Raw genomic sequence first — 13910 nt, forward strand, 5'->3', positions numbered from 1 at the left:
GGGTTCAGGCGGGCTGTGCGGTGCTGCGCAGCGCGAAGGTGTCGTAGCCGCGCTCCGCGATCTCCCGGATCCGGTTGCGGTAGTCCGCGAACCCGACGTAGATGGTGAAGGTCTGCGGCTTGCCCGGGACGTTCGAGCCGGAATACCAGCTGTTGCAGCCGGTGAACTGGGTCGCCTCGGCGATGGCCGCAACCTCCTGCATCCACGCGGTCTGCTGCTCGGCGGTCGCCTCGATCGCGGTGATCGCCTCATCGTCCAGATAGCGGATGCAGTTCGCGACCCAGTCCACGTGGTCCTCGATGGCCATCACCATGTTGGTGAGAACCGACGGGCTGCCCGGACCGGTGATGGTGAAGAAGTTGGGGAAGCCGGCCACCATCAGACCGAGGTAGGCGCCGGCGCCGTATTCCCATTGATCGGCCAGACGCGTCCCGTTCCGGCCACGGATGTCGATGCGCGACAGCGCGCCGGTGATGGCGTCGAAACCGGTGGCGTAGACGATTGCGTCCGCTGCTACCGTGCGCTCACCCACCACGATGCCGTCCCGCGCGAAACGGCTGATCGGATCGGCGCGGAGGTCGATCAGTTCGACGTTCGGCCGATTGTAGGTTTCGTAGTAGCCGGTATCGCTGCACAGGCGCTTGCAGCCCACCGCGTGGTCGGTCGGGACCAGCATCTCGGCCGTTGCCGGATCCTCGACGATCGAGCGGATCTTCCGCCGGATGAACGCCTGGGCTTCCCTGTTGGCATCGCTGTCGAGCAGGATGTCCTGGAACGCGCCCAGGAACTGGAGACCGCCGAATGCGGACCAGCGCCGCTCGAATTCGGCCTCCCGCTCCTCCGGGGAAGCATCCGTGGCATTCCGAGGATTGACGAACAGATTGAAGGCGAACGCCTGCTCGAGGTTGTGCTCGCGGAAACGCTGGTGCTCCAGCTTCGTCTTGGCGACCTCGTCCGCCAGCAGCGGTCGGTTGCACGCCGGTACCGAGAAGCTCGGCGTGCGCTGGAACACGGTCAGGCGGGACGCCTGCGACGCGATGATCGGAATCGACTGGATGCCGGAGGAGCCGGTGCCGATGACGGCGACGCGCTGTCCGCTGAAGTCGACGTCCTCGCGGGGCCAGCGGCTGGTGTAGAGGATCCTTCCGGCGAAATCCTCCTGCCCCGGGTAGCGAGGCCGGGTCGGCTCCGAAAGGCATCCGGTCGCGGCGATGAAGTAGCGGACGTCGTACCGTTCGCCGTCCTCTGTGGTGACCCGCCACCGTGCGCGCGCCTCATCGTACGCGGCCGCCGTGACGGTGGTCCGCAGCGCGATGTCGGGGCGCAGTCCGAAGCGATCGGCCACGTGATTGAGGTAGGCCAGGATCTCCGGCTGGGCGGCGTAGCGTTCGGTCCAGACCCACTCCTGCTGCAGCGCGTCGTCGAACTTGTAGGAGTACTCCAGACTCTCCACATCGCAGCGCGCTCCGGGGTAGCGGTTCCAGTACCAGGTGCCCCCGACGCCGCTGCCGCGCTCGAGTATCCGGGCCGTGACGCCCAGCTCTCGCAGCCGGTGAAGCATGTACAGACCGGCGAAACCGGCTCCCACGACGATCGCGTCCAGCGTGATCACGCTGTCATTGCCTGCCTGGTGCATCGTTGTCTCCTCTTGATCGGCACGCACGGCTCGCGACGTGCGATGCCGATCAAGATTGGCAAGCCGGGCACACACAGGCTTGACACCTGGAGACGTTCTCTGGACATTTGGAGACATGGCGGTCACGGTCCGAACCAGCGGTCTGCGCGGCTACGAGCCGCTGATGCGGCGGCTGGGCGCCGACCCCGGGCCGCTGCTGCGCCGGTACCGGATCCGCCCGTCCGTACTGCGGAACGAGGACGCGCTCGTACCGCTGCGCGCCTTTGCCGCCCTGCTCGAGGCGAGCGCGGCCATCACCGACTGCCCCGACTTCGGATTGCGTCTGGCGCAGGGGCAGGACATCAGCGTGCTGGGGCCGGTGGCCATCGCGATGCAGAATGCGCCGACGGTCCGGGCGGCGGTCGGGTACGCCTCCCGGTTCCTCTACGTCCAGAGTCCGGGTCTCGTGCTCACGCCCCTGCCGGACAGCCCGATCGGCAGGGACTGCGAGGAGCTTCGGCTGGAGGTCGATCTGCCCCGGGCATCGGGTCTCCGGCAGACGGTGGATCTGAGCCTCGCCGACCTGCACCAGATGCTGAAGGCGCTGGGGGCGGGCGCCTACCGGCTGCACGCCGTCACGCTGACGCACGCCGCGGGCGCTGCCGACCGAAGCTATCGACGGTTCTACGGCGCACCCGTGCTCACCCAGCAGCCACACGCGGGGCTGCACGTCGCCAGGTCGACGCTCGATACCCCGCTGGGCAAGCAGAACGCCATGCTGCGGGAGATCGCGGTGGACTATCTGGCGATGACCTACGACGCGCCCGAAGTACCGCTGTCGTCGCGGGTGCGCCAGGCGCTGCGCCACGCCATCGGCACCCATGCCGACAACCGCCCCGAGATCGCGCGGCTGTTCAACCTGCATCCCCGCACCCTGCAGCGGCATCTGGCATCGGAGGGGACCACCTTCGACGCGCTGCGCGAGCAGACCCGCAGGGAACTGGCGCTGCGCTATCTGACGGAAACGCATATTCCGCTTCCCCAGCTCGCGACCATGCTGGGCTTCTCGGAGCATTCCGCCCTGAGTCGCTCCTGCCGTCGGTGGTTCGGGCGTTCTCCGTCGGCTCTTCGCACGCAGGGGCCATCGGCCGCGTCGCGATCGTCCACGAAGGCGTGATCGCGGGAGACGCACGCGCCACCGGCGGCGCTTCCGACCGACCGTTCGCCGGATCGCGCGACCTCCGCCGCGAACAAAGAGGCCGCCGCTCCGGGGGAAGAGCGGCGGCCTGGGGCACTCTCAGTGGGGGGGAGGAGATTGCGCTGAGAGTGGGTGTAGATTGCAGCGGCGGGAGCGGGCGCGCCAATCGCGATTGCCTATCGTCGCGATGGTGTGCGCATTGCTACCGGCTCCTTGTTCAGCAGCCGTTCGATCGCCGGCGTGCAGGCCGCCGGACGGCTACCATTCCGGATTCCCATGGCCCTTGCGAGGTCGGCGCACGGTCGATCGCTCGGGCGTCACCATCATCCGAGGAGGCTTCTGCGTGCAGATCAGTGATCGTGTTTTCGTCATCACCGGCGGGGCGTCCGGCATAGGCCGGGGCAATGTCGAGTACTTCCACAGGCTCGGGGCGCGTGTCGCGATCTTCGACATGAACGCCGAGGCCGGCGAGGCGCTGGTGGCCGAGCTCGGCGACAAGGCGCTGTTCGCGCAGGTGGACGTTACCGACGAGGCCTCGGTGGCCAGGGGCATTGCGGCGACCGTCGAGCGCTTCGGCGCCATCCACGTGTGCCTGAACTTCGCCGGTATCGCCAGTGCTGCCAAGACCCTCGGCAAGGATGGCCCCTTCCCGCTCGACAAGTTCAACAAGGTGATCCAGATCAATCTGGTGGGCAGCTTCAACGTGCTGCGCCTGGCTGCGGAGAAGATGGCCGGGAACGAGCTCGTCGACGGCGAGCGCGGCGTCATCATCAATACCGCCTCGGTGGCAGCCTTCGAGGGGCAGATGGGGCAGGCGGCCTACTCGGCGTCCAAGGGCGGCATCGTCGGCATGACGCTGCCGGTGGCACGCGACCTCGCGTCCTTCGGCATCCGCGTCAATACCATCGCGCCGGGCCTCATCCACACCCCGCTGTTCGAGGCGCTGGGCGAGAAGGTGGTCACGGCGCTGTCGCAGCAGGTGCTGAATCCGCAGCGACTGGGTACGCCCGACGAGATCGCGCATCTCGCCAAGTCGCTGGTCGAGAACCCGTACATCAACGGGGAGACCGTGCGCATCGACGGCGGCATCCGCATGCAGCCACGCTGAACGGGCCCCGCGCACGGGCCGGCGCCGCAGCGTGCCGGTCCGTGCGCCCCGTGGCGGGCCCTAGAGCGAGACGGTCTGCTCGAAGGACTGCAGGCTGCGCCGCGCCATGGCGAGACTGGCCTGCTTGCGGTTGAGCACGAGATACACGAACACGTCCTGGGTCTTCGCGAGCGGACGGATGAGGTGGTACTGCTCGCTCAGCGTGATCAGGATGTCCTCGATGCCGCCCGAGATGCCCAGCTTCTCGGCGACACGGCGCTTGGCCTTGACGACCTCCGAATTGCCGGCCGCCGCGATCTCGAGATCGAGGGCGCCACCCTCGGTGGACGCCATCAGCATGCCGCTGTCGCCGTCCACCACCGCAGCGCACATGAAGCCGTCGATGTCGGTGAGAGGGGAGAGGTCGATGGATGCCATGGGGGTTGCTCCTTGTGGTCGGGAAAAGATGCGCTTGAACAGGTCCGTCGCACTCATGGCTCGGCGGCGACGGAATCGGTGAGTGCGGACGCCGTCGTGCGGACGGCGACCACGGCATTGCCGAGCGTGGTCTTGGTATCGGTGAGCGCGAGCAGGACGATGCGCGGCTGGATGCGCGGCACCGACATGATGATGATCCGGCCCTGCTCGCCGTTGATGTAGATGTCGCGGCAGTCGCCGATGTGTCCGGAACGCGCCAGTGCTCCCGCCAGCCCGAGCGCCGAGGCGCTGAGCGCGGCGAGACTCTCGTCGGCGAGACGGCTGCGGGCGGCCTGGGCGAGCTCGAAGCCGTCCTCGGTGGCGGCGACGGCCGCGCCGATGCCCGGTTCGGATGTCAGCAGCGCATCGAGCGCGTGCTGCGCGCGTTCGCGTATGCGGTCGGCTGATATGGCCATGTCAGGTCACCCGGAACTGCATGCCGGAGACGCCCTGCAGACGGTCCAGAACGGTGCTGCCGTGAGCGTCGATCTGCGTCAGCAGCGCTTCCACCAGCAGAGCGGCGGATTCGGGGTCGCGCGGGTCGACCGGCATGACCGGGATGTCCGGGTGCCGGTCGCCGGCACGGGCGGACAGCGGATCGAATGCCTCAGGCCGGCAGTCCACGCGCGAGATGCCGATGACCGTCGGGATATCGCCGAGCAGCCGCTCGTAGTAGCCCAGAAAGTGCCCCAGCGCCTGCGGGCCGTCGGGGTCCTCGGCGGACAGCAGCATGATCACCCCGAAGGCATTGCGCGACAGGATGTGCCACATGGGTTCGAAGCGTTCCTGGCCGGGGGTCCCGTAGAAGGCCACGGTCAGACCGTCGTCGATGTGGCGCCGGCCGTAGTCCATGGCCACCGTGGTCATCGGCTTGGCGGGGTCGGCCTCGGTGCGCTGTGCCTCGGTGCGTACGGGCGGTGCGTCGCTGAGGGCGGATACCAGCGTGGTCTTGCCCGCGCCGACCGGACCGGCGACGACGACCTTCAACTCGACAGGTGAATCAGTTATTGGCATTGCGGCGGCGATCGTCCCGGGGCGGTGGAAGCGAGGCCTCAGGAGGGCGCGCGGGCGGGCAGACCGAAGGCGGCGCGCAGGGTCGCGAGGAGGGTGCCGTGGCGCTGGCGGCCGGCGCCAGCCGGTGTCGCGGATGGTGACTTCGCCGGGGCGTCGGCCGCCCGCACGAAGTCGAGCAGGTGCCCGGCATTGAGCAGGGTCGTTGCGTCCCGAACGTCGAACTGCCGGTTGCGACGGAGCGCTTCGGCAGACGGTCGCCCGTGCGCGATGGCGGAGCAGATGCGCATGACATCACTGCTGCGGATGGTCGAGCTCGGCGGGTGCGGCCAGCGACGGAGCTCGAGCGCGCGGTCGGGCGTCATCAGCAGGATGTCATGGCCGGCCAGGGCGGCGGCGAGCTGCCACACCAGCCGCTGCGCGGCCGCGGCGCTGCCGGTACCGGAAACGGGATGGTTGCGGGCGACGACGCGCAGCGACGGCAGGAATCCCGGCCCGGCGAGCAGGGCGGCGACTTCGTCGTCGGCATGTCCGTGGGCGCGCATGCCGTCGTCGTGTGCCGAGAGCGCCAGCGCGCCGTCCGGGGATTCGAGATGCAGGGTCGTGTAGCGGCCGCCTACCAGTCCGGCAATGGCGTCGGCCAGCGCGCGCAGGCGCGTTGCCTGCTCACTCGGGGTGTCGTGTTCCTGGCGTGCGGATGCGCCCCGGGCGAGTTGCTGCCCGACGCCGGACAGGAAGCCGGCGAGGTCCGCGCTCGAGGGCGGGAAGGGGAGCGCGAGGGCATCGCCGCCATCGTGCTGCGCGCGATCGATGACGGGCAGCACCAGCGCGTCGACATCGGTGGCATCGCGCGGTATCGGGTGTGTCGGATCGAACAGCACCACCTCGGCATCGGCCGCCGACTCGCGGAAGCGCCAGCCGGGTTCGGTCCGGTCGCCGTGTCGCTCGATCAGGCTGCGCAGCAGGAGATAGCGGCGAGCCGACATCGGTCCCAGTGCGAGCGCGATGGGCTGACGCATGGTGGTGTTCGATCCTTGTCGCGGTTTCGGATCATGTTAGGGGCGCCGTGGGCGCCATCCGAGGCCGCCGATCGTCCTATCCGCGCCGCCTGTCGCAGTGCCGCGCGCGGGCGGGCGTGGACCGCGCGGCCGGAGCCGGCATCCCGCCACCGGGAATTGATCTGGATCATCGCGGCACCCACCGGCGGGCGGGAAGATGCGTGCACTCCGAACCCGAGGAACTGCCGTGTCTTCTGCCAACCCCGCCCAGCCGGCGTACTACCACGACCGCGTCGTGCGTCAGTTCACCATCGCGACCGTGGTCTGGGGGCTCGTGGGCATGGGCGTGGGCGTGCTGCTCGCCGCCCAGCTCCTGTTCCCGGCCCTGAACTTCGACATCCCGTGGCTGACCTACAGCCGTCTGCGACCGCTGCATACCAACGCGGTCATCTTCGCGTTCGGCGGCAGCGCGCTGTTCGCGACTTCGTACTGGATCGTGCAGCGCACCTGTCATGCGCCGCTCTTCCTGCCGAAGCTGGCGGCTTTCACCTTCTGGGGCTGGACGGCGGTGATCATCGGTGCCGTCATCACCCTGCCGATGGGCATCACGCAGTCCAAGGAGTACGCCGAGCTGGAGTGGCCGCTGGCGATCCTGGTGGCGCTGGTGTGGGTGGCCTACGCCGTGGTCTTCTTCGGGACCATCGCCACGCGGCGCGTCAAGCACATCTACGTCGCGAACTGGTTCTACGGCGCCTTCATCATCGCGGTGGCGATGCTGCACATCGTCAACAACGCGGCCACGCCGGTGAGCCTGTGGAAGTCGTATTCGGCCTATCCCGGCGCCGTCGACGCGATGGTGCAGTGGTGGTACGGCCACAACGCCGTCGGCTTCTTCCTCACTGCCGGCTTCCTCGGGATGATGTACTACTTCGTGCCCAAGCAGGCGGGGCGGCCGATCTACTCGTACCGCCTGTCGATCGTGCACTTCTGGGCACTGATCTCCATCTACATGTGGGCCGGTCCGCACCACCTGCAGTACTCGGCGCTGCCGGACTGGGTGCAGTCACTGGGCATGGTGTTCTCGCTGATCCTGCTGGCCCCCAGCTGGGGCGGCATGATCAACGGGATCATGACCCTGTCGGGTGCATGGCACAAGCTGCGCGACGACCCCATCCTGAAGTTCCTGATCGTGTCGCTGTCGTTCTACGGCATGTCGACCTTCGAGGGGCCGATGATGTCGATCCGGACGGTCAACGCGCTCTCGCACTACACCGACTGGACCATCGGCCACGTGCATTCGGGCGCGCTGGGCTGGGTCGCGATGATCTCCATCGGCTCGATCTACATGCTGGTGCCGCGCCTCTGGGGCCGCACCGAGATGCACAGCGTGCCGGCCATCAATCTGCACTTCTGGCTGTCGACCATCGGTGTCGTGCTCTACGCCGCCTCGATGTGGGTCGCCGGAATCATGCAGGGCCTGATGTGGCGGGCCGTGGAGGATGACGGAACCCTGACCTATTCCTTCATGGAGGCGCTCAACGCCACCTATCCCTACTACGCCGTGCGGCTGTTCGGCGGGGCGCTCTTCCTCAGCGGCATGGTGATCATGGCGTGGAACGTGTGGCGCACCGTCGCCGGCCAGCGGGCTGCCGAGTTCGTCATCGCGGAGGCGCGGGCATGAACCACGAGAAGATCGAGAAGAACATCGTCCTGATGGCGGTCCTGATCGCCCTGGTCATCAGTGTGGGCGGTTTCATCCAGATCGTGCCGCTGATGGCGGCCGGCCTGGGCGAGGATGCGGCGCCCGGCGTCGAGCCCTACGACCCGCTCCGCCTCGCCGGGCGCGACGTCTACATCCGGGAGGGTTGCTACGGCTGCCACTCGCAGATGGTGCGCTCGCTACACGAGGAAACGCTGCGCTACGGCTCGTACTCGGTGGCCGGCGAGTTCGTCTACGACCATCCCTTTCAGTGGGGGTCGAAGCGCACCGGTCCCGATCTGGCGCGGGTCGGCGGTCGCTACAGCGACGAGTGGCATCGCCTGCATCTGCGCAATCCGCGCGACCTGGTGCCGGAATCGAACATGCCCGGCTACCCGTGGCTTGATCGCGCCGACGTGGATCCGGAGGAGGTCCAGGCGATGATGCGGGCACTGCGCCGTGTCGGCGTGCCCTATGGCGACGATGCCATCGCGGCCGCGCCGGACGCGGTCAGCGGGAAGACCAAGATGGACGCGCTCATCGCCTATCTGCAGGGCCTGCGTGCACCGGCCGGCGGGGAGGGGCAGTAATGGCGGCCGGCATCACCACCGTACTCGCCATGATCGGCTTCGGCGCCATCTGCGTCTGGGCCTACAGCAAGCGCAAGCGCGCCGACTTCGAGGAAGCCTCCCGGCTCCCGCTCGACGACGGCGATGACCATCACGAGGACCCCAAGCGATGAATACCTTCTGGAGCGTGACGGTGGCCGTGGTCACCATCGCCAACATCCTCGCCTGTCTCTGGCTGCTGGTGTGGACTTCGAAGAAGCAGCCGGGGGAGGTTGCCGACGGCGCCGAGAAGGAGCACGTCTGGGACGAGGATCTGCGCGAGCTCAACAATCCGCTGCCGCGCTGGTGGCTGCACATGTTCATCCTGACCATCGTCTTCGGGCTCGGCTATCTGGTGGCCTTCCCGGGACTGGGCAACTACCCGGGTCTGCTGGACTGGACGCAGGAGAAGCAGCACGACGAGCGCCTGGAGGCCGTCAAGGAGCGGCGCGAGGCCTTCTACGCAGCTTTCGAGGGCAAGTCCATCGCGGCGCTCGCGAACGATCCGGCGGCGCGCCGCTTCGGTGGGGAGCTCTTCTCCATCCAGTGCGCCGGCTGCCACGGTGTCGATGCGCGCGGCGCGGTCGGATTCCCCGATCTTGCCGACGATGTCTGGCTCTGGGGTGGCGCGCCCGAGACCATCCGCGCCAGCATCGCCAGGGGCCGGCAGGCCGCCATGCCGCAGTTCTACGCGACCCTGCCGCAGGACGTGGTGCCCGACCTGATCACCTTCGTGCGGGAGTGGGACGATGCCCGCCTGACGCAGGCGCGCGCCGAACGCGCGCGGCAGACCTTCCAGCGCACCTGCGCGGCCTGTCACGGGGCCGAGGGTCACGGCAATCCGGCACTGGGTGCCCCCGACCTGCGCAATGGCGAGTGGCTCTACGGCGGCGATCCCGATGCCGTGCGCCACACCATCCTGTTCGGTCGCAACGGCAACATGCCGGCCTTCGGGGACGCGCTGGGCGCGACCGACATCGACCTGCTTGCCGCCTATGTCTACGGGCTCGGGGAGGCGCAGTGATGGCCGGCAATGACGAGCCGCTGTTCGAACGCGACCTGCGTCCGCCGATGTCGCGCCGGACCCGCTTCGTGGCATCGGTGCTGTGGGCCGGTTTCCTGGGCGCGACCGTCAACATGATCGCCGTCCTGGTGGGCTGGGACATCTGTGCGATGGCCGCCGACGGGCCCGGCTTCGATGCGCTCGGCCGCATCTTCGGCGTGGCCTGGGCGACCGCGCTGGTGCCCGCGGCGGTGGCCTGGGCGCTGGCCACCAATCCCCGGAGGAGATTGCGTCGTGGCTGATCCATCGGGCGAGACCGTCTCCCTCTACCAGTCCGCGCCCAAGGTCTATCCGCGCATGGCGCGGGGGCGCTACGCGCGTCTGCGCGTGCTCGCGATGGTGGTGCTGCTGGGGCTGTATTACCTGCTGCCATGGGTCACCATCGGCGGCGAGCCCGCGGTGCTGTTCGATCTGCCCGCGCGGCGCTTCCATGTCTTCGGCATGACCCTGGTGCCGCAGGACCTCTTCCTGCTGGCGTGGCTGCTCATCCTGGCAGCGCTGACGCTGTTCTTCTTCACCACGCTGGCGGGCCGACTGTGGTGCGGCTATGCCTGCCCGCAGACGGTGTGGACCGAAGCCTTCCTGTGGATCGAGCGCGCCATCGAGGGCGAGCGGCATCAGCGCATGAAGCTCGACCGCATGCCGTGGGGACCGCACAAGCTGCTGCGCAAGGGGGGCAAGCATGTGGCGTGGGTCGCCTTCGCCGCATTCACGGGGCTGACCTTCGTGGCCTACTTCGTGCCGATGCGCACGCTGGTGGCCGACGTTGCCGCCTTCGAGCTGGGCGGCTGGCCGCTCTGGTGGAGCGCCTTCTACGGCTTCGCGACCTGGGGCAACGCCGGCTTCATGCGCGAGCAGGTGTGCAAGTACATGTGCCCCTATGCGCGCTTCCAGTCGGCGATGTTCGACAAGGACACGCTGATCATCGCCTATGACGAGAAGCGCGGCGAACCACGCAAGCAGAGCGCCAGGCGGCGCGGCGAGACCGCGGGCGACTGCGTGGACTGCTCGCTGTGCGTGCAGGTCTGTCCCACGGGCATCGACATCCGCAACGGCCTGCAGTACGAGTGCATCGCCTGCGCGGCCTGCGTGGACGCCTGCAACACGGTCATGGACCATGTCGGCAGGCCGCGCGGGCTGATCCGCTACACCAGCGATCGGCACGACGCCGAAGGCCGCTTCCGCCTGCTGCGACCGCGCGCCATCGGCTACGGCCTGGTCTGGTTGCTGCTGGCCGGCGGCCTGCTCGCGGCACTGCTGCTGCGCTCGCCGCTCGAGCTCGACGTGATGCGCGATCGGCGCAATCTCTACCGGGCGCTGCCGGACGGCATGGTCGAGAACGTCTTCGTGCTGCGCGTCACCAACAAGAGTGACGCGCCCCGCACGCTGATGCTGCGTGCCGAGGCACCCGACGGCCGCACCCTGGCGCTGTCCCCGGATTCGGTGCAGCTCGGTGCCAGCGAGACCCGCCCGGTGACGGTGGGTGCGCGCATCGCCGGGGACGCCATCGCGCATCCCTTCGACGTGACCTTCATTGCCACCGCGGCCGATGCGCCGGAGGTCTCGATTCGTCACACCGGCCGCTTCATACCCGGAGCCATGCCATGAATCGTTCGCGCTTGTCCATCGAGGCGCTGCTGGTATTCGGGATCCCGTTCGCGACCGTGATCGCGGGGGTTCTGACGGTGATCATCGCGGTCCAGAATCGCTGGGAGCCGGTGGCGGACCGCAGCGACCGCTTCGCCGGCGTCACCACGCAGTCGGAACAGTGAGCATGGACTGGACCGGCTTCGACGCACCCGCACTGCGCGATGCGGCGAGTCGCGATCTGGGCGACGGCCGCCGCGAGGCGCTGCTGCGTGTCGACGGCATGCACTGCAGTGCCTGTGCACGGCGCATCGAGCGGGCGCTGGCGCCGCTGGCGCGCGATGTGCGCGTGCACCTGGGAACCGGCACCGTCGAGGTGGACTGGGATGCGCGCCGGCATCCGTTCTCGGCGGTGCTGGGCGCGCTCGACGCGGCCGGATTCACGCCCGCCATCACCGGTGCTCCGGCGAGCAGCGCGCGGGCCGAACGTCGCACCGCCCTCAAGCGCATCGGCGTCGCGCTGATCTTCGGCATGCAGGTCATGATGCTCGCATCCGGTCACTACTTCGGCGCCATCGACGCGGCATACGCCGGGCTCATGCGCTGGGCGCAGCTGGCGCTGGCCACGCCGGTGGCCTTCTTCGCCGGCTGGCCGTTCCTCGTCGGCGCGGTGCGCGCGCTGCGGGCGCGCGCCGTGACCATGGATGTCCCGGTGGCCACGGCGATCACGCTGGCGTGGACGGTCAGCGCGTGGCATACGGTCGCGGGTGCCGGCGCGGTCTACTTCGACTCGGTGGTCATGTTCGTGCTGCTTCTGCTCACGGCCCGCATGCTGCAGGATGTCGGCCGTGCCCGCGCGAGCGAGCGCGTGCGCCGGCTCGCCGAAGCGCAACCCGCGGTTGCCGTGCGGGTCTCCGATGGCGCATCCGGGACGGTGCCGCTGGGTGCCCTGGCAGTGGGCGACCACGTGCTGGTGGCGCCGGGCGCGGCGGTGCCGGTGGACGGTGTGCTGGTCGAGGGTGCGAGTGCCTTCGACGAGGCGCTGCTTTCGGGCGAGTCGGTACCGGTGACGCACGCCACCGGTGACGAGGTGCTGGCCGGAAGCATCAACGCCGGGCATGCGCCGGTGATCATGCGCGCTGTGCGTGTCGGGCAGGGCAGCGCGCTGTCGCAGATCGCGCGCCTGCTGCAGCGGGCCGAGGCCGAGCGGCCGCGCGTACAGGTTCTGGCCGATCGCGTCGCGGGCTACTTCCTGACCGCGATGCTGGCACTGGTGGCCGGGGCCCTGGCGTTCTGGTGGCCGCAGGACCCTACGCGTGCGCTGACCGTGGTGCTGGCCCTGCTGGTGGCGACCTGCCCGTGCGCGCTGTCGCTGGCGGTGCCGGCGACGCTGGCGGCATCCGCATCGCGGCTGGCGCGCCGGGGCGTGCTGCTGGCGCGCGCCGACGCGCTTCTGCGGCTGCGCGATATCGACACGGTGTGTTTCGACAAGACCGGCACGCTCACCACGGGCGCCATGCGCCTCGACCATGTCATGCCGATGGGTGGGCGCGACACCGAAACCTGCCGGCGCATTGCGGCCGCGCTGGAGGCGGGCAGCGCGCACCCGATCGCACGGGCACTTTCGCACGACACCGGAGATCTCCGCGCGGAGGATCTTCACATGCGCGCCGACCAGGGCCTGGCCGGGCGCATCGGTGCGCACGACTACATCCTGGGAGCGCCGGAGCACGTGGCGCCGCAGGTGGCGCTGCCGCCGTCGGCTCCCGAGCAGACCCGGGTGCTGCTGCTCGAGGATGGTGCCCCGCTGGCCCTGTTCGGTCTGACCGCCGAGGTGCGCCCGGAAGCCCGGTCCTGCGTCGGCGCCCTGCAGGGTCGCGGGCTCGATGTCGAGCTGCTCTCCGGGGACGGCGAGGAACCGGTGCGTGCGCTGGCGCGCCGGCTGGGGCTCCGGCGCTGGCACGCGCGCCAGAAGCCCGGCGACAAGCTGGCACGCGTCCGGATGCTGGCGCATCGGGGACGGCACGTGCTGGCGGTCGGCGACGGTGTCAATGACGCTCCGCTGCTTGCGGCGGCACAGGTCTCGGTGGCGATGGCATCGGGCAGTGCGCTCAGCCAGGCCAGCGCGGATGTGCTGCTGCTCGGCGACCGCCTCGACGGTCTGTCCGAGCTGCTCGCCGCCGCCCGCCACGCGCGCGTGGTGGTCGCCCAGAACCTGATCTGGGCGGCGGGCTACAACGCGGTCATGGTGCCGCTTGCCTTCGCCGGCTGGCTCACGCCGTGGCTGGGTGCGCTGGGCATGGGCCTGAGCTCGCTCGTGGTCGTGGCCAATGCGCTGCGCCTGACACACCCGCCGCGTTCCGCCGCGCCGTCGGGTTCCGATCTCCGCTCCGCCCCTGCCTGAGGATCGCCATGTCCAGCCTCTTCATCCTCATCCCGCTGTCGCTCGCGCTCGCCGGGCTGGCGTGCTGGTTCTTCTTCTTCGCCGTCGACAACGGCCAGCTCGACGATCTCGACGAGATCGGCCGGCGCATGCCGGACGACGAGATCTGATTCCGGCCCCGACC

Annotated in this window: 16 protein-coding genes; 11 read left to right on the forward strand and 5 right to left on the reverse strand. The window is 69.2% G+C overall.

Annotated elements, in window-relative coordinates; genetic code table 11:
• Positions 1 to 4: 4 nt before the first annotated feature.
• Positions 5 to 1636 (reverse strand): NAD(P)/FAD-dependent oxidoreductase, encoded by a 1632-nt coding sequence (locus tag KAH28_RS04120; protein WP_290574543.1) that lies wholly within the window; start codon positions 1634 to 1636, stop codon positions 5 to 7.
• 115 nt (positions 1637 to 1751) lie between these two features.
• On the opposite strand from KAH28_RS04120, the gene KAH28_RS04125 reads away from it, so the two are divergent.
• Both KAH28_RS04125 and KAH28_RS04130 read left to right on the forward strand, forming a co-directional pair.
• Positions 1752 to 2792, forward strand: a complete 1041-nt coding sequence (locus tag KAH28_RS04125) for an AraC family transcriptional regulator (protein ID WP_290574544.1) — start codon at positions 1752 to 1754, stop codon at positions 2790 to 2792.
• A 364-nt stretch (positions 2793 to 3156) separates the two neighbouring features.
• Positions 3157 to 3921, forward strand: a complete 765-nt coding sequence (locus KAH28_RS04130) for a 3-hydroxyacyl-CoA dehydrogenase (protein ID WP_290574545.1) — start codon at positions 3157 to 3159, stop codon at positions 3919 to 3921.
• 60 nt (positions 3922 to 3981) lie between these two features.
• Here the strand turns inward: KAH28_RS04130 and KAH28_RS04135 are convergent, their stop codons facing one another.
• The 4 genes from KAH28_RS04135 to KAH28_RS04150 all read right to left on the reverse strand — a co-directional run bounded on the left by KAH28_RS04135 (position 3982) and on the right by KAH28_RS04150 (position 6407).
• Positions 3982 to 4338: a hypothetical protein gene (locus KAH28_RS04135; protein ID WP_290574547.1), complete on the reverse strand. Its 357-nt coding sequence runs from the start codon at positions 4336 to 4338 to the stop codon at positions 3982 to 3984.
• A gap of 53 nt (positions 4339 to 4391) precedes the next feature.
• Positions 4392 to 4793, reverse strand: coding sequence for a roadblock/LC7 domain-containing protein (locus KAH28_RS04140; protein WP_290574548.1), 402 nt, complete (start codon positions 4791 to 4793; stop codon positions 4392 to 4394).
• A gap of 1 nt (position 4794) precedes the next feature.
• Positions 4795 to 5364, reverse strand: a complete 570-nt coding sequence (locus KAH28_RS04145; protein ID WP_290574549.1) for a hypothetical protein — start codon at positions 5362 to 5364, stop codon at positions 4795 to 4797.
• 65 nt (positions 5365 to 5429) lie between these two features.
• Entirely contained in the window at positions 5430 to 6407 is a 978-nt protein-coding gene (locus tag KAH28_RS04150) for a hypothetical protein (RefSeq protein WP_290574551.1), read from the reverse strand.
• Between the two features lie 226 nt (positions 6408 to 6633).
• Between KAH28_RS04150 and ccoN the strand changes: the two genes are divergently transcribed.
• The 9 genes from ccoN to ccoS are packed head-to-tail and all read left to right on the forward strand — an operon-like array spanning position 6634 to position 13896.
• Positions 6634 to 8067 carry a cytochrome-c oxidase, cbb3-type subunit I gene (gene ccoN, locus KAH28_RS04155; RefSeq protein ID WP_290574552.1) on the forward strand — a complete coding sequence of 478 codons (1434 nt, stop codon included), beginning with the start codon at positions 6634 to 6636 and terminating at the stop codon, positions 8065 to 8067.
• On the forward strand, positions 8064 to 8675 hold the full coding sequence (gene ccoO, locus KAH28_RS04160; RefSeq protein ID WP_290574554.1) for a cytochrome-c oxidase, cbb3-type subunit II: 612 nt from the start codon (positions 8064 to 8066) through the stop codon (positions 8673 to 8675). Before ccoN ends, ccoO begins: the two co-directional genes overlap by 4 nt.
• Positions 8675 to 8827: a cbb3-type cytochrome c oxidase subunit 3 gene (locus KAH28_RS04165; RefSeq protein ID WP_290574555.1), complete on the forward strand. Its 153-nt coding sequence runs from the start codon at positions 8675 to 8677 to the stop codon at positions 8825 to 8827. Before ccoO ends, KAH28_RS04165 begins: the two co-directional genes overlap by 1 nt.
• On the forward strand, positions 8824 to 9717 hold the full coding sequence (ccoP, locus tag KAH28_RS04170) for a cytochrome-c oxidase, cbb3-type subunit III (protein WP_290574556.1): 894 nt from the start codon (positions 8824 to 8826) through the stop codon (positions 9715 to 9717). The genes KAH28_RS04165 and ccoP overlap by 4 nt, the downstream gene beginning before the upstream one ends.
• Positions 9717 to 9998, forward strand: a complete 282-nt coding sequence (locus KAH28_RS04175; RefSeq protein WP_290574557.1) for a hypothetical protein — start codon at positions 9717 to 9719, stop codon at positions 9996 to 9998. Before ccoP ends, KAH28_RS04175 begins: the two co-directional genes overlap by 1 nt.
• On the forward strand, positions 9991 to 11364 hold the full coding sequence (gene ccoG / locus KAH28_RS04180; RefSeq protein ID WP_290574559.1) for a cytochrome c oxidase accessory protein CcoG: 1374 nt from the start codon (positions 9991 to 9993) through the stop codon (positions 11362 to 11364). Before KAH28_RS04175 ends, ccoG begins: the two co-directional genes overlap by 8 nt.
• Positions 11361 to 11528 carry a hypothetical protein gene (locus KAH28_RS04185; protein ID WP_290574560.1) on the forward strand — a complete coding sequence of 56 codons (168 nt, stop codon included), beginning with the start codon at positions 11361 to 11363 and terminating at the stop codon, positions 11526 to 11528. Before ccoG ends, KAH28_RS04185 begins: the two co-directional genes overlap by 4 nt.
• Positions 11529 to 11530: 2 nt before the next feature.
• Positions 11531 to 13747 (forward strand): cation-translocating P-type ATPase, encoded by a 2217-nt coding sequence (locus KAH28_RS04190; protein ID WP_290574561.1) that lies wholly within the window; start codon positions 11531 to 11533, stop codon positions 13745 to 13747.
• An 8-nt stretch (positions 13748 to 13755) separates the two neighbouring features.
• Positions 13756 to 13896, forward strand: coding sequence for a cbb3-type cytochrome oxidase assembly protein CcoS (ccoS, locus tag KAH28_RS04195; protein ID WP_290574563.1), 141 nt, complete (start codon positions 13756 to 13758; stop codon positions 13894 to 13896).
• The last annotated feature ends 14 nt before the right edge of the window (positions 13897 to 13910 follow it).

It is taken from the genome of Algiphilus sp., assembly GCF_023145115.1.
Classification (GTDB): Bacteria; Pseudomonadota; Gammaproteobacteria; order Nevskiales; family Nevskiaceae; genus Algiphilus.